At 30.7% G+C, this 20946-nt stretch carries 20 protein-coding genes; 12 read left to right on the top strand and 8 right to left on the bottom strand.

The window, feature by feature from the left end; genetic code table 11:
* Positions 1-67: 67 nt before the first annotated feature.
* Positions 68-1801, top strand: a complete 1734-nt coding sequence (locus Q0935_RS08830; RefSeq protein ID WP_299384851.1) for a M14 family metallopeptidase — start codon at positions 68-70, stop codon at positions 1799-1801.
* Positions 1802-1863: 62 nt separating this feature from the next.
* Here Q0935_RS08830 and Q0935_RS08825 read toward each other — a convergent pair whose 3' ends face one another.
* Positions 1864-4158 (bottom strand): T9SS type A sorting domain-containing protein, encoded by a 2295-nt coding sequence (locus Q0935_RS08825; protein ID WP_299384847.1) that lies wholly within the window; start codon positions 4156-4158, stop codon positions 1864-1866.
* A 173-nt stretch (positions 4159-4331) separates the two neighbouring features.
* Complete coding sequence (locus Q0935_RS08820; RefSeq protein WP_299251451.1) at positions 4332-4913, bottom strand: NUDIX domain-containing protein; 582 nt, start codon at positions 4911-4913, stop codon at positions 4332-4334.
* 132 nt (positions 4914-5045) lie between these two features.
* Between Q0935_RS08820 and pyrE the strand changes: the two genes are divergently transcribed.
* Both pyrE and Q0935_RS08810 read left to right on the top strand, forming a co-directional pair.
* The gene (gene pyrE / locus Q0935_RS08815; RefSeq protein ID WP_299251448.1) at positions 5046-5690 is read left to right on the top strand and encodes an orotate phosphoribosyltransferase; all 645 of its coding nucleotides are present in this window, start codon (positions 5046-5048) and stop codon (positions 5688-5690) included.
* Positions 5691-5754: 64 nt separating this feature from the next.
* Complete coding sequence (locus tag Q0935_RS08810) at positions 5755-6150, top strand: SRPBCC family protein (RefSeq protein WP_299384845.1); 396 nt, start codon at positions 5755-5757, stop codon at positions 6148-6150.
* A gap of 13 nt (positions 6151-6163) precedes the next feature.
* Here Q0935_RS08810 and Q0935_RS08805 read toward each other — a convergent pair whose 3' ends face one another.
* Complete coding sequence (locus Q0935_RS08805) at positions 6164-6895, bottom strand: biotin--[acetyl-CoA-carboxylase] ligase (protein WP_299384843.1); 732 nt, start codon at positions 6893-6895, stop codon at positions 6164-6166.
* Positions 6896-7001: 106 nt separating this feature from the next.
* Between Q0935_RS08805 and rsfS the strand changes: the two genes are divergently transcribed.
* The 7 genes from rsfS (at position 7002) to Q0935_RS08770 (ending at position 12178) form a co-directional block, all read left to right on the top strand.
* The gene (gene rsfS, locus Q0935_RS08800; RefSeq protein WP_055435457.1) at positions 7002-7373 is read left to right on the top strand and encodes a ribosome silencing factor; all 372 of its coding nucleotides are present in this window, start codon (positions 7002-7004) and stop codon (positions 7371-7373) included.
* Positions 7374-7381: 8 nt separating this feature from the next.
* On the top strand, positions 7382-9358 hold the full coding sequence (gene ftsH / locus Q0935_RS08795) for an ATP-dependent zinc metalloprotease FtsH (RefSeq protein WP_299251439.1): 1977 nt from the start codon (positions 7382-7384) through the stop codon (positions 9356-9358).
* 112 nt (positions 9359-9470) lie between these two features.
* Positions 9471-10076 carry an LUD domain-containing protein gene (locus Q0935_RS08790; RefSeq protein WP_299251437.1) on the top strand — a complete coding sequence of 202 codons (606 nt, stop codon included), beginning with the start codon at positions 9471-9473 and terminating at the stop codon, positions 10074-10076.
* 3 nt (positions 10077-10079) lie between these two features.
* Positions 10080-10901 (top strand): phosphatidate cytidylyltransferase, encoded by an 822-nt coding sequence (locus tag Q0935_RS08785; RefSeq protein WP_299251435.1) that lies wholly within the window; start codon positions 10080-10082, stop codon positions 10899-10901.
* Entirely contained in the window at positions 10891-11538 is a 648-nt protein-coding gene (locus tag Q0935_RS08780; protein WP_299251433.1) for a phosphatidylserine decarboxylase family protein, read from the top strand. Before Q0935_RS08785 ends, Q0935_RS08780 begins: the two co-directional genes overlap by 11 nt.
* A 4-nt stretch (positions 11539-11542) precedes the next feature.
* Positions 11543-11809 carry an acyl-CoA-binding protein gene (locus Q0935_RS08775; RefSeq protein WP_055435462.1) on the top strand — a complete coding sequence of 89 codons (267 nt, stop codon included), beginning with the start codon at positions 11543-11545 and terminating at the stop codon, positions 11807-11809.
* 18 nt (positions 11810-11827) lie between these two features.
* Positions 11828-12178, top strand: coding sequence for an SdpI family protein (locus tag Q0935_RS08770; protein WP_299384834.1), 351 nt, complete (start codon positions 11828-11830; stop codon positions 12176-12178).
* 115 nt (positions 12179-12293) lie between these two features.
* On the opposite strand, the gene pafA is transcribed toward Q0935_RS08770, so the two are convergent.
* Complete coding sequence (gene pafA / locus Q0935_RS08765) at positions 12294-13955, bottom strand: alkaline phosphatase PafA (protein ID WP_299384829.1); 1662 nt, start codon at positions 13953-13955, stop codon at positions 12294-12296.
* A 199-nt stretch (positions 13956-14154) separates the two neighbouring features.
* Here pafA and Q0935_RS08760 point away from each other — a divergent pair, with 199 nt between their 5' ends.
* Positions 14155-14892 (top strand): ABC transporter permease, encoded by a 738-nt coding sequence (locus Q0935_RS08760; RefSeq protein WP_299251426.1) that lies wholly within the window; start codon positions 14155-14157, stop codon positions 14890-14892.
* Positions 14892-15659, top strand: coding sequence for an ABC transporter ATP-binding protein (locus Q0935_RS08755; RefSeq protein WP_299251424.1), 768 nt, complete (start codon positions 14892-14894; stop codon positions 15657-15659). Before Q0935_RS08760 ends, Q0935_RS08755 begins: the two co-directional genes overlap by 1 nt.
* Before the next feature lie 53 nt (positions 15660-15712).
* Here the strand turns inward: Q0935_RS08755 and Q0935_RS08750 are convergent, their stop codons facing one another.
* The 4 genes from Q0935_RS08750 to argS all read right to left on the bottom strand — a co-directional run bounded on the left by Q0935_RS08750 (position 15713) and on the right by argS (position 20827).
* Complete coding sequence (locus tag Q0935_RS08750) at positions 15713-17200, bottom strand: DUF389 domain-containing protein (protein ID WP_299384824.1); 1488 nt, start codon at positions 17198-17200, stop codon at positions 15713-15715.
* Between the two features lie 3 nt (positions 17201-17203).
* Complete coding sequence (locus Q0935_RS08745) at positions 17204-18295, bottom strand: mannose-1-phosphate guanylyltransferase (RefSeq protein WP_299384814.1); 1092 nt, start codon at positions 18293-18295, stop codon at positions 17204-17206.
* Positions 18295-18894 (bottom strand): SprT-like domain-containing protein, encoded by a 600-nt coding sequence (locus Q0935_RS08740; RefSeq protein WP_299384809.1) that lies wholly within the window; start codon positions 18892-18894, stop codon positions 18295-18297. The genes Q0935_RS08745 and Q0935_RS08740 overlap by 1 nt, the downstream gene beginning before the upstream one ends.
* 130 nt (positions 18895-19024) lie before the next feature.
* Positions 19025-20827, bottom strand: a complete 1803-nt coding sequence (gene argS, locus Q0935_RS08735) for an arginine--tRNA ligase (protein WP_299384804.1) — start codon at positions 20825-20827, stop codon at positions 19025-19027.
* Between the last annotated feature and the right edge of the window lie 119 nt (positions 20828-20946).

Below are 20946 nucleotides of genomic sequence, written 5' to 3'. Positions count from 1 at the left end.
TAATTAATAGATACACAAACTTGCAATTCCTATATTTGTTTCATTCTCTATTATTAAATAATTTAAAATGAAGAAAATACTTATACTCTTACTTGTTATTATTAGTTTTAGCTGCGAGACTAAAACTAATTTCGATTTTACAACAGTTTTCGAAAAATCGAACGGCTTAGAAACTGCAACTTATGCCGAAACTATTACATATTACAGAGCTCTATCTAAAGAATACACTTCTATAGCTATCGATTCTATAGGAGAAACAGATTCCGGGAAACCGCTTCATATTATTACACTTAATAAAGGCAAAAACTTTGATTTTTCGGAGATAAGAAAAAACAAACGCATTCTTTTAATAAATAATGGCATTCATCCTGGAGAAAGCGATGGAATAGATGCAACCATGATGCTATATCGCGATCTTGCTGAAGGCAAAATAGCAATGCCAGATAGCACCGTAATTGTTACTATACCTATTTATAATATTGGAGGTAGTTTAAATAGAAACTCTACTTCTAGAACAAACCAAAACGGACCTAAAGAATATGGTTTTAGAGGAAATGCTAGAAATTACGATTTAAACAGAGATTTCATTAAATGTGATACTAAAAATGCTAAATCTTTTGCAGAGATATTTCACTTAGTGCAACCAGATGTATTTATAGACAACCATGTTAGTAATGGTGCAGATTACCAATACACTTTAACTCATTTATTTACACAACACAATAAACTTGGTGGAGATTTAGGCAACTATATACATACTGAAATGATGCCAAATTTAGAGCAAAAACTAGCAGATAAAGAATGGGACATTACTCCTTATGTTAATGTTTACAACAGAGTTCCCGATAATGGTTTTTCTCAATTTAAAGATTCTCCTCGTTACTCTACAGGTTACACAACACTCTTTAATACTTTAGGGATGATGGTAGAAACACACATGCTAAAACCATACAAACAACGTGTTGAAGGGACTTATGAGTTAATGAAAAGTATGATTGAGATAACCGAAAATGATGGTAAAAAAATAAAGCAACTACGTAAAGATGCTAACACCAATTTTATTACGCAAAAAACTTACACCTTAAATTGGGAAATAGACACGTTAAAACAGTCTACCCTAAACTTTAAAGGTTTTGAAGGCGAAGTTATAACTAGTAAAGTTACTGGAAAAAATCGCCTAAAATACAATAGACAAAAGCCATTTGAAAAAGAGGTAAATTATCAGAATTACTTTAAACCAAATATTGAAGTAACAATCCCGAAGGCTTATATTATTCCACAAGGTTGGTATACTGTTATCGAATTATTAAAGCTGAACAATACTAATATGTTTCAGCTAAAAAAAGATTCTACATTAACTGTAGAAAGCTATAGGATTGAAGATTACAAAAGTAAGAAAACACCATACGAAGGACACTACCTCCATTTTGACACCTCTATTTCGTCTAAAGAAAAAACAATAACTTTTAAAGAAGGAGATTATGTTATTAAAACAAATCAACCAAGTTTTAGATACATTATAGAGACATTAGAACCTCAGGCTCCAGACTCCTTTTTTAATTGGAATTTTTTCGATACTATTTTACAGCAAAAAGAAGGTTTTTCTGCCTATGTTTGGGAAGACAAAGCCTTGGAGATTTTAAATAAAGACTATGTATTAAAAGCTAAATTTGAAGTAAAAAAAAGTGCTAATTTAGACTTTGCCAAAAGTTGGTATGCACAGTTAGATTGGCTTCATAAACACAGTAAAAACTACGAAAAAGCTCATTTACAATATCCTGTTTATAGAGTATTACATTAATAACAAATAAAAAAGGCCACTACAGTTGTAGTGGCCTTTTAAAATTTAACTCGTTAATTACATTAGTGATTAACTTGAATCTTTTTACTAAATGTTCTAAAGTTAGATCTAAAAGTTATTATATATACCCCATTAGATAACCCGTTAACATCTACGCTTGTTTTACCAAAAGTAGAGTTATCGAAAGAACCTTGAAGCACCTGTCTTCCATTTAAATCTACCATATTATATTTCATTACCTCTGCATCTAATAATAATAACTCAACATTTAAGTTATCTACTACTGGATTAGGATATAATTTAATATCTACGTTATTTTTTGTGCTTGGTAGTACTTCCACTTCAACAACAGGCTCTATCTCAACCGTCTCATCTACTTCTTCACTAACAAGAGTTTCTCCTTTTATTGGGGTTCCTTCTGTTGATGTTTCTTCTGCAATTCTAGGTGGAGGTGCCATAATAGAGAATGGTACACCAACTTCATCAAACGATGCACAAACATCATTACCACTTATTGTATTTGCTACATCTGTAATTGTAGTGTTACCAACAGAAATAGAACTTAAATCTAAAGATGTTGGATTGTAAACTAATGAATGTATTTTATAATCACCTATAGAATTATACCCATTAGCAAAGAAGAAAAAGTTACTAGACAACTTATACTCCTCAATTACAGTATTGTTACTTGAATTTGTTCTAGATAAAAGAATTGCAGTATTGTATCCTTGTGGCACAACTGCGTCTCCATTTGAAACTATATTAACTGTTACTGGCGAACTTAAATTAAGAATAGAAATAATACTATTATCTAATGTTATAGTACCTGTATTTACTTCACATAATGTATTTTCATCTGTAATTGTAAATGTAAGTGTCTTTTCATCGCAAAGTGTACTATTACAATAATTACCGCTATACATTGATGCTTTAACCTCAAAAGTACCTAATCCTAAATTCCAAGCACCGTTTCCTGCTGGAAAAGTATATGGTATATAGTTCTCTATTATAGAGTACTCTTCGTTTGTCTCTAGATTTTCAACCTCAAGTCTAACACTTTCTGATGCTCCACTTACAATTGCATCTATATAAAAGTTAGATGGTAAGTTATTAATATTATAAGCTTCTCCATCTTCAATGGTAAGAGTATCTGTACCATTAGAGAATTGCAGCTCTGCTATGTCTCCACAATTTTGCTCGTAAATAGTAAAAGTGTAACAAATGTGATCGCATCTTGTACCTACGCAATTGTCGTACTTAAATATCTCTGAATAAAATTGAAAAGTTCCTGTTCCTAAATTCCACGCTTGGTTTCCACTTGGGTAAGTATAAGGAAAAGAATTAGTCCCATTATTAAATACCTCTCCAGTATCTAAGTTTGTTATTTTATGAGAAGCACTTTCTGTCATTCCAGACACTACAACATCTACATAAAAGTTATATGGTAACGAAGCAACATCGTAACTACCACCATTAGCAATAGCAATTGTATTTGTTCCATTAGAGAATACTAAACCATCAATTTCACCACAAGACGATGAATTTGTTAGTGTGAAACTAATTTTTTCTCTGTCACAATATGAACCAGCACAATTAGCGTATTTAAATATTTTAGCTTCAATTTCATATTCTGCAGCTGGTAAATTCCAAGCTCCGTTTCCTCCAGGGAATGTATATGGTAAATAGTTTTCACCTATTGTATATTGTTGACCAGTATTTTTGTTCTTAACTTTAATACTTGCACTTTCAGAAAAACCATCTACAATAATATCAGCATAAAAATTATTTGGCAATTGATCTAAAGAATATTCTCCATTGTCCTCTATTGTTACTGAAGAATTTCCATTTGTGAATTCGAATCCAGAAATAGTACCACAAGAAGGATTATTTGTTATTGTGAATTTAGTTACTTCTTTATCACAATACCATCCATTACAATTATTATACTTATATACTTTTGCTACAACCTTAAATCTACCTGTTCCATAAGACCATGCTCCATTTCCTCCTGGAAACGTATAAGGTAATGAACTTTCGTTAATATTGTAATATTGACCAGTATCTAAATTTACTAATCTAAAGTTTGCACTTCTTAAATAGCCATTAACTTTTAAGTTTACATAAAAATTACTTGGTAATTCTGACAATATATACTCTCCACCATATTGAATTGGTGTAGATGAATTCCCATTAGAAAACTCAAAACCAGAAATAGACCCACAATAAGTGTCTTCGCTAGATTCAAATGTTTCTATAGTTGTTGCGTAAGATTGTATTGAAAAGCACAATACAAAGAGCATTAAAAAGTTCTGCAACCTTTTAACCTGAGGGAAGTAAATAGGTAATTTTTTTTCCATGATTAATTAATTTTAATTAGTAATAACGCGGAAAAATAAAAAAACAATATTTAACTGTATAATATTTTAGTCATAATACAATTAATCCCTTTAAAGGGTGTAAAAAACCATATTTAACTATTTTTTAAGATACTTTAGGGGATTTTTAAAACGTTATTTCTAAAAAAAAAGACTTAAACCAATCGCCTAATATTTGCATAAGAGTTTGTTAATGCTTGAGCAGATTCTTCGCTATTAAGCCACTGTACTTTAGTAATACCTTCTTCTTCTTGAGGAAATAATTCTCCTTCAAAATTGGTTGTCATTTTAAACCAATAAGTGATTTTTATTTTCAACTTATCATTTCTTTTAAAAATATGATAGGTTGTCTCTAAAGGCTTATCTATTTTTAATCCCGAAACACCTGTCTCTTCTTCTACTTCACGAATTGCAGTAGCTTCAATAGACTCTCTTTTTTCGGCTTTACCTTTTGGTAAATCCCACTTATTGTTTCTGTAAATAAATAAGATTTCATTATTCTTATTATACACCTTACCTCCACCTGCAATAACATTTGGTAATTTTTTTAGAAACTTTTTTAGAATTGTGTCTTCATTATGATGAATAAATCTAATAGATTTTATTCTTTTCTTTTTTAACACTTTTAAAGCCTGTTCAATATCAACATCTTTTAAAAGGAAATTTTTAAAGTCTGTTTCCTTCTCAACTAAAGTTGTTAGAATGATTGGTTTATCGTTTACAAAAATGTAATGCATAATTTGGGATCTAGCTAATAGTTAACTTTTGTAAAAATATTATTTTTATTTTAGTTAAGCACCTCTTAAAAAATTATTTTTTAGCTTTATATCTAAGCCAATAAATTTAAATTATTGTTTATTTTTGCTCCTATGATTTTCGACAAACACATTGCAAGGCAAGCCGCTAAGGTATTATTACAAATTAACGCTATAAAATTAAGTCCTAAAGAGCCATTTACATGGGCTTCTGGATGGAAATCTCCTATTTATTGCGACAACCGTATTATTTTATCATTCCCTCCCGTAAGAAATTATGTTCGAGAGGAAATGGCTAAATTTATAGAACAGCATTATGGAAAACCAGATGCTATTGCTGGTGTTGCAACCGGAGCAATAGGTATTGGTATACTAGTAGCTGAATATTTAGGATTACCTTTTATATATGTAAGACCTGAAGCAAAAGGACATGGTCGCCAAAACCAAATTGAAGGTTTTATTGAAAGCGGACAAAATGTTGTTGTTGTAGAAGATCTTATTAGTACAGGTAAGAGTAGTCTTAATGCTGTAAGAGCTTTAAAAGAAGCAAATGTAAACGTAAAGGGTATGGTTGCCATATTTACTTATGGTTTTGATGTTGCCAAAGCTAACTTTGAAGCAGAAAACATAGACTTGCAAACTTTAAGTAACTATGACAACCTGCTTATTGAAGCTGCCGAAACTAACTACATTAAAGAAGAACAATTAGAAACTTTGTCTGCCTGGAACAGTAATCCAAGCGAATGGAATGCTTCTTGATATCTAAATACATGAAAAAGGCTATTTTAGCTATTATAAAGAATTAATAATTACACTACCTAATATGAATTTAGAATCACAAAAAGTAACAATAGAAAAATCTGCAGAAGAGACTTTCAATTTTTTAAGCGATGTTAAAAACTTTGAAACACTTATGCCAGATACTATAAGTAAGTTTGAACTTCTTGGTGAAGACAAATTTCTATTCGCATTAAAAGGAATGCCAGAGATTGTGCTTAAAAAGAAAGAGACAGTACCTAACAATAAAATAGTACTTGGTGCTGCTGGTGGTAAATTAGATTTTTCTTTAATAGCGACCATTACAGAAATAGACAGTAACAAAAGTGAAGTAAAACTTAACTTTGATGGTGAATTTAATGCTATGATGGCTATGATGATTAAAAGACCAATAAGTAATTTCATAGACACATTAGCAACAAATATGGTAGCTGCTGTATAAAAACACAGACTACTTAATACAATAAAGTAATTTCATTTAAAGTAAATTCTTTAATAATTTCATCTTCTAATAAGACGACTAAATTTCCATTAGAAGAAATACCTTTTATGAAACCTGAAAATAAATCGCCTTCAATATTTTTAAATGTTGAAGGTTTATTTTTTCTAAAGAGTTTAGACTCATAATCTGCCTTTAGCGACTCAAAAGATTTAGACTCTAGCCTTTTGTAAGCGCTTTTAAACTCAATTAAAAATTTATAGAGTATTTCATCTAAATCGAAATATTTACCACAACATTCTTTTAAAGAAGTAGCACTTGTTAAATTATTAAACTCAGTTTGGTTAACATTTAAGCCAATACCAATAATAGAATACTCTAATCTGTTTTGTTTTACAACATTCTCAATTAAAACACCAGCTATTTTCTTATTCGCTGACAAAATGTCGTTAGGCCATTTTACAAATAAATTAGGCACATTATACACTTTTAACGTGTTATACAATGCAAGAGAAGTAACAACACTAAGATAAAACTGATTAGAAAAGGTTAAACCTCTAACACCTTTAAACATACTAAACGTAAGGTTCTCACCTGCTTTCGCTTCCCACAACTTACCCATTTGTCCACGCCCGTTGGTCTGTTGTTTTGCAACAACAACTGTATAATCTTCAAGTGTTTCTGCACTACTAATCTCTTTAAGAAAAGTATTTGTAGAATCGATGGCATCAAGTTTGATTATACGCATATAAATTGGTTATCTTCGTGATTAAATTTTTATAACAAATGTTTATAATAATTTTAAAGTATAAAGAACCAAAAAATAATAACTTTGCACAAATTAAATTTCATTAATGACTAAAAAACAAGCAAATGTAGATACACTAATAGCAACAATTATTAGTGGCATTGAAGATGTAAAAGGAAAAGAAACAATTATTCTAGACCTAAGAGAGATTGATAATACTGTTTGCGATTATTTTATAATTTGCGAAGGAACTTCTAACACTCAAGTTAACGCCATTGTTAGCTCAATACAAAAAAAGGTAAGCAAAGAACTTAAAGATAAGCCTTGGCATATTGAAGGAGAAGACAATGCTGAATGGATTTTAATGGATTACGTAAATGTTGTAGTACATGTTTTCCAAAAGCATATTCGCGAATATTATGATATTGAAAGTCTTTGGGGTGATGCCAAGACTACAGTTATCGAATCTAAATTTTAAACCCATACATGGCAGAAAATAAAAAACCACAAGCTCCTAAAAAACCTAAGTTTAATCCGTATTGGATTTCTGGAGCGCTTTTAATTGCATTAATTGCATTTCAAGTTTTTGGCACTAGTGATACTAATGATAATAAAAAAATAACACCAATAGAGTTTTTTGAAACTTTAAAAGCTGGTGAAATAGATCATTTTGATATTATTAAAAATACAGGATATGTAAAAGTATACCTTACAGACGATGCAGCAAAATTAAAAAAGCACGCAAAAACTGTATCTACAGGTTTTAAACTTGGATCTACAGAATTACCTAACTATGTTTTTCAATATGGTGACTTAAGTAATTTTGAAGATAAGTATACTCAAATTATAGACGAAAACAATCTTACTACAAAGTACGATAACGACAGAGAAGAAAATGTTCTAGCAGATTTACTATTTAGTCTGTTACCATTTATTCTATTAATTGGTGTTTGGATCTTTATTATGCGTCGTATGTCTGGCGGAGCTGGCGGAGGTGCTGGTGGACAGATTTTTAACATTGGAAAATCTAAAGCCAAATTATTCGATGAAAACACTAAAGTTAAAACAACTTTTAAAGATGTTGCAGGTTTAGAAGGAGCAAAAGAAGAAGTACAAGAGATTGTAGACTTCCTTAAAAACCCAGAGAAGTACACTTCTTTAGGTGGTAAAATTCCAAAAGGAGCTCTACTAGTAGGCCCTCCAGGAACAGGTAAAACTTTATTAGCTAAAGCTGTTGCTGGTGAAGCAAAAGTGCCATTCTTCTCATTATCTGGATCAGATTTTGTTGAGATGTTTGTTGGTGTTGGTGCCTCTCGTGTAAGAGACTTATTTAAGCAAGCTAAAGAAAAATCTCCGGCTATTATTTTTATAGATGAAATTGATGCTATTGGTAGAGCAAGAGGTAAAAATGCAATGTCCGGAAGTAACGACGAGCGTGAGAATACATTAAACCAATTACTTACAGAAATGGATGGATTTGGTACTAATACAAATGTTATTGTATTAGCTGCAACCAACAGAGCCGATATTTTAGATAAAGCCTTAATGCGTGCTGGACGTTTTGATAGACAGATACATGTAGACTTACCTAATTTAACTGAAAGACGTGCTATTTTTGATGTACACTTAAGACCATTAAAAAAGGTTGAAGGTTTAGATTTAGATTTCTTAGCAAAGCAGACTCCTGGTTTTTCTGGTGCAGATATTGCTAACCTATGTAATGAAGCAGCCTTAATTGCAGCAAGAAACAATAAAAAAGCAGTTGATAAACAAGACTTCTTAGATGCTGTAGACCGTATTATTGGTGGATTAGAAAAAAGAAGTCACCTTTTCTCTGTTGAAGAGAAAAGAACAATAGCATATCACGAAGCAGGACATGCAACTGTAAGTTGGTTCTTAGAGCACGCAGATCCGTTAGTTAAAGTAACTATTGTTCCTCGTGGACGTTCTTTAGGTGCTGCATGGTATTTACCACAAGAAGCATACATTACAAGAACTAGCAAGTTTTTAGACGAAATTTGTGTTACTATGGGTGGACGTGCTGCCGAAAAAATAATTTTTAACGAGATTTCTACAGGTGCACTTAGCGATTTAGAAAATGTAACCAAAAAAGCAAAAGCTATGGTTATGATATATGGCTTAAACGAAAAGGTTGGAAATATTACATATTACGATCCTGCTGGAGAAAGCGGTTTTGTAAAACCTTATAGCGAAAGTACTGCTGAGCTTATTGATAATGAAATAAAAAACATTGTTGAAACACAATACGATCGTGCTTTAGAATTATTAACTTCTAAACGTGATGTGTTAGAAAAATTAGCTCAAAGACTTATGGAAAGAGAAGTTATCTTTAAAGATGATCTAGAAGAAATTTTAGGAAAACGTCCTTTTGATACTGCTGGAGAAAAACCATCTGAAAAACTCCTAACAGAGAATAAAGAAACGAAAGCAGACGAAGAATAAGTACTACTTAATAATAAAATAGTCTTAAAATCTCAAATTAACCCTTATGTTAGTTTGAGATTTTTTATATTTGATAATTAGGTTAATGGCTTAGGTTAATAGCAATAGATAAATGAGCATTTTTAAAAACTTTTTCCGTTCTAAATCTAACAATAAGAAGGAGGAGATTAGTAACGATAATAGAGGTAAATATATGCCTCAAGTTAAACTACCAATAGACGAAAGTTTCACAATAAACTTTAAAGCTAATGGTGGTAAATTCTTGTATTGCGAGAATTTAAACGAAGTATTTGAGAATACTAACCTTATTTTTCAAGAAAATAATTGGGTAGATAAATCCGGTTATTTTTACGATAAAAATTTAAAAGAACGTTTCGAAAGTTTAGACCTAAAAATAGATTCGCTTAAAGATGCTACCTATTTTTTTACAACTTGCGAAAACTTAATTGCAGACGATGGCTCTATACTTATATCTTCTCATCAAATAGCAGAATCTAAACTAATAGAGTTCCCTAACAACTTTATAGTCTTTGCAACTACAAGCCAGATTGTTACAAATATAGGCGAAGGATTACGCCAAATAAAAAACAAAAACGCGCAGAAAATACCAACAAATATTACTACAATAAAGCACTTTAAAGATCTTGATGAAAAAGACTTTTTAACCTATGGTAGTGCTTCAAAAAACCTATATTTGTTGCTTCTTGAAGATTTATAATTAATGAAAGAAACCATTACTAGAGCACTTTCAGGTATCCTATTTGTTTCGTTGCTTGTAGCATCGTTATTAAATCAGCACGCACTAATCATTCTGTTTTTTGTTTTTGGAATTATTGCTATTGCAGAGTTTAAAAAACTAATTGGTTTAAAGAGCTTTGCACCTTACGTTGTATTTACAATATTGTACTTTATATTTGGATATTGGCAGCTACTTATGAATTCTTCAGAAGGATTAGACGAAGCGACACAGATATTACAAGTCATAACTATATTTGTTCAGCTGCTACTTATTAAAGATTTATTTTCAGAAAAAGTAATACCTTTATTTATAACAAAGCGCTTTATACTAACTACATTTTATGTTTCTAGTGCATTTGTATTTTTAATATTAATAGCTAATTTTAATCACACCTTTACTCCTAAACTTTTATTAGGTTCTTTTATTATTGTTTGGGTTAATGATTCTTTTGCTTACTTAGTTGGTAAAAATTTTGGTAAACAAAAACTGTTTCCAAGTATTTCGCCTAAAAAAACAGTAGAAGGCTTTCTTGGAGGCTTATTATTCTCATGTATTGCAAGTTATTTTATTGCCACTTATACCGAAACTTTAAACTTTAATAACTGGTTAATTTTAGCCGTTATTATTAGTGTTATTGGTACTATTGGAGATTTAATCGAATCAAAATTTAAACGTCAAGCAAACGTAAAAGATAGTGGTGTAATTATGCCAGGTCATGGTGGTTTGTTGGACCGTTTTGATAGTATTATATTTGCCGCACCATTTATATATTTATTTTTAAGAATTCTACACTATGTTTCATAAAGAAGGCCATAAAATTATTGTCATTACTTTTATTATTGTCATTGCATCTTATTTAGCTGCAGATTTCATAAATATTGCATGGCTTAAATATTTAGTATTTGCAACATTAGCAGTATTTCTATATTTAATCCTTCAGTTTTTTAGAAACCCAAAAAGGAACACAGTAAACAATAACAACCATGTATTATCACCTGTTGATGGTAAAGTTGTTGTAATTGAAGAAGTCTTTGAAAAAGAATATTTTAAAGAAAAGAGATTACAAGTTAGTGTTTTTATGTCTCCTTTAAATGTGCACGTAACACGCTACCCTATTAATGGAAAAGTATTATTTAGTAAATACCATCCAGGTAAATATTTAGTCGCTTGGCATCCAAAAGCAAGTGAAGAAAATGAACGCACAACTGTAGTTGTAGAGAATGAAACTTACGGTAAAGTATTATACAGACAAATTGCAGGAGCCCTTGCAAAACGTATTGTAAATTATGCAAAAGTAGATGACACTGCTGTTCAAGGTAGTGACTCTGGTTTTATTAAATTTGGTTCTAGAGTAGATTTATACTTACCTTTAGACACGAAAATTAAAGTAAAACTAAACGAAAAAGTAAAAGGAGGCGAAAGTATTATTGCCGAATTATAAGAAAATGACTTCTGAAGAAATAGATATCGCATTTAATGAAGCTGTAGAACGTATAAACGCTCATACAGAACCTTTCCCTGCAGATTTCCTTCTACGTTTATATGCTTATTATAAAAAGGCTACTAATAACTACGAAAGGCCAAGTAGTCGTACTCCTATTATTAATGCTTTTAAAACCAATGCGCTTTTTCAAATTCAGGGTATTACTAATGATGAAGCTAAGCAAACCTATATAGAATTGGTTAACAATTACTTTATCTACAGAAAGTAAACTAAACACAAGTAGATTTTGGAACTCCTAGAACATTTAATTAATCCATTATCTTTAAGCGGTATTGTATTTATTATTGTTGGATTTATAATGTATAAATTTCCTCCAAAGAAAATAAATTCTCTTTACGGTTACAGAACTGCGGCATCCATGAAAAACCAACAAAATTGGGATTTTGCTCAAGTTTATTCTGCTAAAAAAATGATGCTAATAGGATTTATAATGCTTCTTATAAGCATCAACTTTATTGTAATAGATTTTAGTGCCAATCAAATACTAATTATTGGTCTTATTATAATTCTATTTAGTGTACTATATTTATTTTTAAAGACAGAAAATGCTATTAGAATAAACTCTAAAGATCATTAAGCTGTTTTAAAAGAACTAAAATACTATACTTTAATATTTATTTACTTTACCTAACAATACTTATAAGTATGAGTTTCTGCCTTAGCAGAAACCCACTATAAAAAAGAACTACTCCTTAATCTATTACAAAATCTAACACACTACCTGTAGTGCCTGTAGGATAGCTTATTCCTAGTAATGCAGAGATTGTTGGAGCAATATCAATAATTTCAGTTTTGGCTAATGTGCTTCCTTTTTTAATACCATTTCCGTAAAATAATAATGGTACATGCGTATCGAAAGTAGAGCCAGAACCATGAGTAGAACCAGTTTCGCTATAACTAATTACAGCAGGATCTTTAATAATAATAATATCTCCAGAACGCTTTTGGTGGTAACCATTTTGAATTAAAGCTTCAATTCCATTAGAGAATGTTGCATTCTGCATCGTTTCAGAAGAATACACCTTATCAATATCTTTGTAATTTATTACTTCGTTTACAATAGCATATTGTACTTCTCTTAAGTCTAAGTTCAATGTTTTTAATCGTGTTTTGTTTAAAAATATTTGATCGTTACTAAAACTCTCAATTAAATCTGAAGCAGCATATTTTTTTAATAAAAATGCATCTAGATTTTTTCTAAATTCTTTTTTATTAAAATATCCAGCAGGTATTTTTGCGCTCTGCAAATATGCAGGTACTTCTACTGCTCCATGATCTGAAGTTAAAAACAAAGTATACTCACCTACTCCTACTTGGGCATCTAAAGCTTTAAATAAACGATCTAAATCTTTATCTAATCTAATGTAAGTATCTTCAACCTCTTTAGAGTTAACGCCAAAATTATGACCAACATAATCTGTACTAGAAAAACTAACCGTTAAAACATCTGTAATATCATCTTTTCCTAATTGCTCTCCTGCAAGTGCTTCGATTGCAAAATCTGCTACTATACTATTTCCAAAAGGTGTTGCTTTAATAATATCAAATCCTTTATTGTCGTCTTTTAAAACTGCTAAATCATAAGGAAAAGTAGCATTTTCTTTCCCTTTAAATCCGCCTTCAAACGTATTTAAATCACTTCCACTTTCTGTATATGTATTAATATCATATAATGTATTCCATTCGCGTAAATAGTTTTCGGCAGTATTAGTTGCATTAAAAGCTTTTACCCATTCTGGAAGATTATCCATATAATAACTAGAAGTAATAAAGTTACCTTCATCTTTACCTCTAAACCAATAAGCAGCATTTGCAGAGTGACCAGCTGGTAAAATTGCACCACGATCTTTAACAGATATCCCTATAGTTTTTCCTCGCATTTGAGTAAATAATCTATTCTCATCTGCAAAGGTTGTTGTTTTCATGTTACGAGGAGACATACGATCTGCATCTGTAGTACTACCTACAGCAACAACAGTAGAGTCGTCTGCACAATACATGGTTTTCTTACTAAATTTATTATACCAGTAATTAGCAATTATTCCATGATTTTTTGGAGACGTTCCAGTAAAAATTGAAGCATGTCCTGGTCCTGTATAAGTAGGCACATAATTGTAATGGTTATTTTTACAATTAAAACCATCATTTATTAAGCGTTTAAATCCATCGTCTCCAAACTTACTATAAAAACGCGTTAAATAGTCGTATCTCATTTGGTCAACCACAATACCAATAACTAATTTAGGTTTAGCATGTAGAGACACTTCTTTTTCTACATTAGTTTGCAATACTTTATTCTGTGCTGTACAGTTAAAAAAGAATAGTAATATAAAAATACGTGATAAAAATTTCATGTTATAAGCTTTAGTTTTACAAGACAAAAATAAACTATTTAAAATATTCTAATTTAAAAATAGCGTTAAATACCTGTTATAATTATCTGAATATATTATAACATTTTATAGAACATTGGTTTTAGATTTTTATACTTTAGCAATTAATACAATTCGGTTTTTAAACTAAAAATGAAACAAAAATCGTTTCAATACTTATATGCAGTATCTACATAATATTGGCACTTACTTTTTAATGATTATAGAGCTATTTCGTAAACCAACGAAATGGTCTGTAATGAGAGAACTTATACTTAAAGATATAGACGATTTAATAATTGGTTCTATAGGTATTGTTGCGTTTATTGCTTTTTTTGTTGGTGGTGTAGTAACCATTCAAACAGCATTAAATATTGATAATCCTCTAATCCCGAAAGAATTAATTGGTTTTGCCACAAGGCAATCTATTCTATTAGAATTTGCTCCCACCTTTATGTCTATTATTATGGCAGGAAAAGTAGGCTCATTTATTACTTCTAGCATAGGAACTATGCGTGTTACAGAGCAAATTGATGCTTTAGAAGTTATGGGTATAAACTCATTAAACTACCTTGTTTTTCCAAAATTGGTTGCAATGGCATTTTATCCTTTTGTAATATCGATAGCTATGTTCTTAGGTGTTATTGGTGGATTAATGGCATGTATTTATGGAGGTTATGCATCTGTAGATGATTTTATAACTGGCATACAACAAGAGTTTGAACCTTTTCATATTGTTTATGCTTTTATTAAAACATTCTTATTTGCCTTTGTATTAGCTACAATCCCTTCTTTTCATGGGTATTATATGAAAGGTGGTGCATTAGAAGTTGGAAAAGCAAGTACGACGTCTTTTGTTTGGACTAGTGTCGCTATTATTATTATAAATTATTTAGCAACTCAATTATTACTAAGCTAATGATAGAAGTAAAAAATTTACATAAATCGTTTGGAGAAGCTCATATTTTAAAAGGTATTAGCGCAACATTTCATCAAGGACAAACCAATTTAATTATTGGACAAAGTGGTTCTGGTAAATCTGTGTTTTTGAAATGCTTATTAGGTTTATACTCTTATGAGCAAGGTAGTATAGAATACAATGGTGAAATTTTCGCTGATTTATCTGAAGACAAAAAAAGAGATATGCGTGCAAAGATAGGCATGGTATTTCAAGGTAGTGCTTTGTTTGATTCTTTAACTATTGAAGAAAACGTAATGTTCCCATTACGTATGTTTACCAAGCTTAAAAAGGACGAAATGCGAGATCGTGCAAACATTGTTTTAAAGCGTGTAAACCTTGAAGATGCTCACAACAAAATGCCTAGTGAAGCTTCCGGTGGTATGCAAAAACGTGTTGCCATTGCAAGAGCAATTGTAAACAATCCAAAATACTTATTCTGCGATGAGCCTAACTCTGGCTTAGATCCTAAAACGGCAATTGTAATAGATAATTTAATTCATGAAATTACAGAAGAGTATAAAATAACAACTGTAATTAATACTCACGATATGAACTCTGTTATGGAAATTGGAGATCATATTATGTTTCTAAAAGATGGATTAAAAGCCTGGGAAGGTAGTAAAGACACAATCTTTAGAACAGATAATGAAGTTGTTACAGACTTTGTTTATTCTTCGAACTTATTTAAAAAAGTAAGAGAAGCTATTATTAAAGAAAATAAATAAAACTTATTTATAACTTTTTAAATACGTTTAAAACATAGTCTATAACGTCTTGATTATTCTCTTTTTAAAACAATTGTATCTGTTTTAATTTTTGTTTTAAGCCATTTAACTAACTCTTCATCTTTAATTTTTGCGATACTATCGTTTATACCTGTATTCCATTTTGCAGTTGCAACATCTATGGTATCTACCGTTGTAAAATTATTAGATACTAACATTTTAGAATAACCAAAATACTGTAAATCGTTAAATTTTATTTTAGCATCTTTAGACAAGATCGAGAATGAAATAGTATTATTACTGTTATTAATTCTTTGCAGTTCATTTCTTAAATTACCGACTTCTGTTTGCAAGCCTAAAATAATATTATCTTTCTCATCTAAGATTCTTATTGCTCTATCATAAGCATCAGAAATTTTATCGAAACTTCTATTTTTGTTTCCATTAATTTTCAATTCAAAATCCCCTATTTTATCATAACCTTTAAGCTCATTTCGTAAATCTACTTCTGTAGCTTCAGTAATTTCACCATTAAAATAAAGTGTTATTAATTTTTCTTCATAATTAGGAATTCCTTTTTGAAACCAAAGTTCGCTATTAGGAGCAATTTCATTTTTAATAAAATTGTCGTAATTAATCTCTAACTGACTCTCTCTAAGAACTTTTACAAAAGTAATAGTTGGATAAATCATGACAATAATTGCTACAAGTGCAGCAAATTGTGCAATTCTTTTTCGCTTAGCCGAATTAGCATATTTAAGCATTGGAAAACGCAATACTTTTAAAACTATAAAAGTTGCCAAAGCAATAAAAATGGTATTAATAGTAAACAGGTTCATTGCTCCTCCAAAATAGACCCAATTACCTTTTGCCAGACCATAACCCGCTGTACAAAGTGGCGGCATTAATGCTGTTGCAATGGCTACACCAAAAATAACAGAAGCAATTGTTCCTTTTTTAGTACGCGCAATAATTAATGCTAAACCACCAAAAAAGGCTATTAATACATCTCGAATATCTGGACTTACACGCCCCAAAAGTTCTGAGGTATCTTCACTTAATGGAAAGAAATAAAAGAATAGAAAAGCGGTTAATAAACTTAACACAATCATAGTTGCTAAATTTATTAACGATCGTTTTAGAGTATCGATATCGTTAATTGCAATAGCTAAACCAATACCTAATATTGGTCCCATTAGCGGAGAAATTAACATGGCTCCAATTACAACTGCAGTTGAATTAGCATTTAAGCCTATGGAGGCCACAAAAATAGAACAAATTAAAATCCATGCAGTTGCTCCTTTAAAAGGAATATCTGCCTTAATTGCCTCTATTGTAGCATCTCTATCTGTGTCTTCTCTAAAATCAAGAAGTTCGATAAAGAATTTTTTTATGCTTTCAAAAAAACTTTTTGCATCTTTCTTTACCGTTTCTTTAGACTGCTGTACAGCTTCGTCTTTTTTATCTGCTACTTCTTTTATTATTTCTGCTTCATCTTTTTTAGAGTCTTCAGCAAAATTAAATTTATTTTCGTCACTCATATATTATCCTAAATGGTCTCCAAATTTAGCTTTCACTTTTTGAAGCACTTTTTTAATATCTTGTTCTTTTTTCTTTGGATAAATAAGTAAAACTTCATCTTTATCCACAATTATATAATCTTTTAAACCATCTACCACCACCACTTTATTTGTCTTGGTACGTATCATGTTTCCCGAGGCATCCTCGGTTAATGTTCTTGCATTTACTACAGCGTTATTGTCTTCATCTTTTTCTAACTTGTCGTATAAACTTCCCCAAGTTCCAAGATCGTTCCAATCGAAAGTAGCAGGCAAAACAAATACGTTTTCAGATTTTTCCATAATAGCGTAGTCTACCGAAATATTTTCAGCTTTACCATAATTATCTTTTATAAAATCGTCTTCTAAATCTGTATTATATGTATTGATTCCGTTTTCGAAGAGTTGAAATAATTCTGGTTGATTATTTTTAAAGGCTTCCACTACACTTTTAGCACTCCATATAAAAATTCCCGCATTCCATAAAAAATTACCCTGAGCGATAAAGCTTTTAGCTGTTTCGTAATCTGGCTTTTCTCTAAATTGATTTACAGATTTAATAGGGTCCTTAGAAACCTTATTGTATTCTATGTAACCATAACCTGTATTTGGGAACGTTGGCTTGATACCTAAAGTCATTAATGCATTATTTCCTTCGCAAAAATTAAATGCTTGCTGCACGTTGTCCACAAAAGCTTTTTCATCTTCAATCCAATGATCGCTTGGTGCAACTATCATTACTGCATCTTTATTTTCTTTTTGAATTTTTAAAGAAGCATATAAAATACAAGGTGCAGTGTTTCGCATTGCTGGTTCTAAAACAACTTGTCTTTTAGTTACCTCTGGTAGTTGCTCTAAAACTAAATCGTTATAGATCTCATTAGTTAGAATAAAAATATTTTCCTTCGGAATTAAAGTTGCTAAACGATTAAACGTTTTTTGAATAAGCGTATCTCCAGTTCCTAACATATCGTGAAATTGCTTTGGAAAATCTGTTGTACTCACTGGCCAAAATCTTGAACCTACTCCTCCGGCCATTAATATGGCATAATAATTTTTATTCTTTTCTTCTCTCATTATTCTATAATATCTATTTCTGCATTGGGACTGAAAAGATACACTTTTCCTGTACTAATTTCAACACATTCAAAACGTTTTACACGTTTGCTAACCTTTTTAAAAGTTTTTTTATCTCTAAATTTAAAAACAGTTCCAAAAGGCACCTCAAAAACATAGGTTTTGTTGCTACTAGAGTCATCAAATTGCTTTAATGCATAAGCTAAATCAGAATCTGTATCACTACTTGCTTTTGGATTTTTGAAGTGTCTTGCCAATAAAGGCAATAAATTTAATGGAAAAACTTCTGGATTTATAAATGGTAACATTAAATGTTGAAACGTACGCTTCCACTCTAACCCGTGTGGTTTAATAAGCCGTCCGTAGTTTTTATAAGCTTCAAAATGAGCAACTTCATGTACAAGCGTAATTAGAAAACGGTATTTATTTAAATTATTATTTATTGTTATTTGGTGTTTCCCGTTTGGTAATTTCCTATAATCGCCATGCCTAGTCTTTCTTTCGTTTTTTACTAAAACAGTTAAATTATCATGTTCTAAAAGTTCTAAAACCTTAGGGATAGCTTGCTTTGGAATGTGGCTTATTATGGTATTTTGCATTGTAACAAAAATAAGAAAAAGGGAATTAGTTTTATATAATTTTTATACCATAACCTTAATTAGTTAAATAGCATAAAAAATCCCAAAACTTAATAGTTTTGGGATTTTTAAATTTTAATAAATGTTTATTTTACATTCTCTCAGGTACACTAATACCTAACAATCCAAAAGCATTTTTAATTGTATTTCCTACTGCTTTAGATAACTGCACTCTAAATGCAATAGAATCTTTATCGTCGTTACCCATTACAATTGGCAAGTTTTGAAAGAATGAGTTGTATTCTTTCACCAATTCGTAAATATAGTTTGCTATTAAAGCTGGACTATAATTTTGTGCAGCACTTTGTATTACTTCTGGAAAAAGCTGTAAATGTTTTAATACTGCTTTCTCCTTATCTTCTAACGCATAGTCGGCATTAATTGTACTTAATGTAATATTATCGTTCTTTAAAGTTGCCTCTGCTTTACGTAAAATAGATTGTATTCTAGCGTAAGTATATTGTATAAAAGGCCCTGTATTTCCTTGAAAATCTATAGACTCTTTTGGGTCGAATAAAATTCTCTTTTTAGGATCTACTTTAAGTATATAATATTTTAAAGCGCCTAAGCCTATTGTACTATATAATTCTAATTTTTCTTGTTCTGTATAGCCATCAAGTTTTCCTAATTCTTCAGAGATTTCTTGTGCTGTAGTAGCCATATCACCAATTAAATCATCGGCATCTACAACAGTACCTTCTCTACTTTTCATTTTTCCGCTAGGTAAATCTACCATTCCGTAACTTAAATGAAATAGGTTTTTAGCCCAATCGAATCCTAATTTTTTCAGAATTAAAAATAAGACTTGAAAGTGATAATCTTGTTCGTTACCAACAGTATAAACCATACCGCCAACATCTGGAAAATCTTTTAAACGTTGTATTGCTGTTCCAATATCTTGTGTCATGTAAACAGCTGTACCATCACTACGAAGTACTATTTTTTCGTCTAAGCCATCTTCGGTTAAATCGCACCAAACAGAACCATCTTCTTTTTTAAAGAAAACACCAGTTTTTAATCCTTCGTCAACAAATTCTTTTCCTAATAAGTAAGTTTGACTTTCATAATATAATTTATCGAAATCGACACCAAGGTTTTTGTAAGTAACATCGAAACCTGCATAAACCCATTGGTTCATCGTTTTCCAAAGTGCTACAACTTCTTTATCACCAGCTTCCCATTTTTGAAGCATTTGTTGTGCATCTTGTAAAAGTTGTGATTGTTTTTTTGCTTCGTCTTCAGTTTTACCTTCAGCAATTAAAGCTGCTATTTCTTTTTTATACTCTTGATCGAACTTTACATAGTAATTACCAACCAGTTTATCTCCTTTTAATCCTGTAGACTCAGGTGTTTCGGCATTACCAAAACGCTGCCAAGCTAACATACTCTTACAAATATGAATACCACGATCGTTAATTATCTGTGTTTTGTAAACTTTCTTTCCAGAAGCTTTAATAATCTCGGCAACACTATAACCTAATAAGTTATTACGTATGTGCCCTAAGTGTAAAGGTTTGTTAGTATTTGGCGAAGAATATTCTACCATTACAGCTTTATCGTCTGCTTTAGGTGTTGTAAACCCAAAAGTAGCGTCATCTTTAATTGTATTAAAAAATGAAACATAATGTGCATCTACAATTTCAATATTTAAAAAGCCTTTTACTACGTTAAATGCTTTTACTTCATCAACATTATCTACTAAAAATGCACCAATAGCTTCTCCTATTTGTACTGGATTCCCTTTAACCACGCGCAACATTGGAAACACAACTACTGTAATATCTCCTGCAAACTCTTTACGAGTAGCTTGAAATTCTACGGTTTCTAATTCGGCTTTATAAACTGTATTAACAGCTTGTTTTACTGCTTGCGTTAATGTTACTTGAAGGTTCATTTTAGTTGTAATTTTAGACCGACAAATATAGCATTTATTGCCTAAACATAATTTATTATCTATTGATTTCTATATTTGATTTAAACGCAATACTAATCTTATGTTTTATATTAAAAATT

It is taken from the genome of uncultured Lacinutrix sp. (genome assembly GCF_947500605.1).
Lineage (GTDB): Bacteria > Bacteroidota > Bacteroidia > Flavobacteriales > Flavobacteriaceae > Lacinutrix.
Note: the sequence above shows the minus strand (reverse complement) of the source record. Positions and strands in the feature narration are given on the sequence as shown.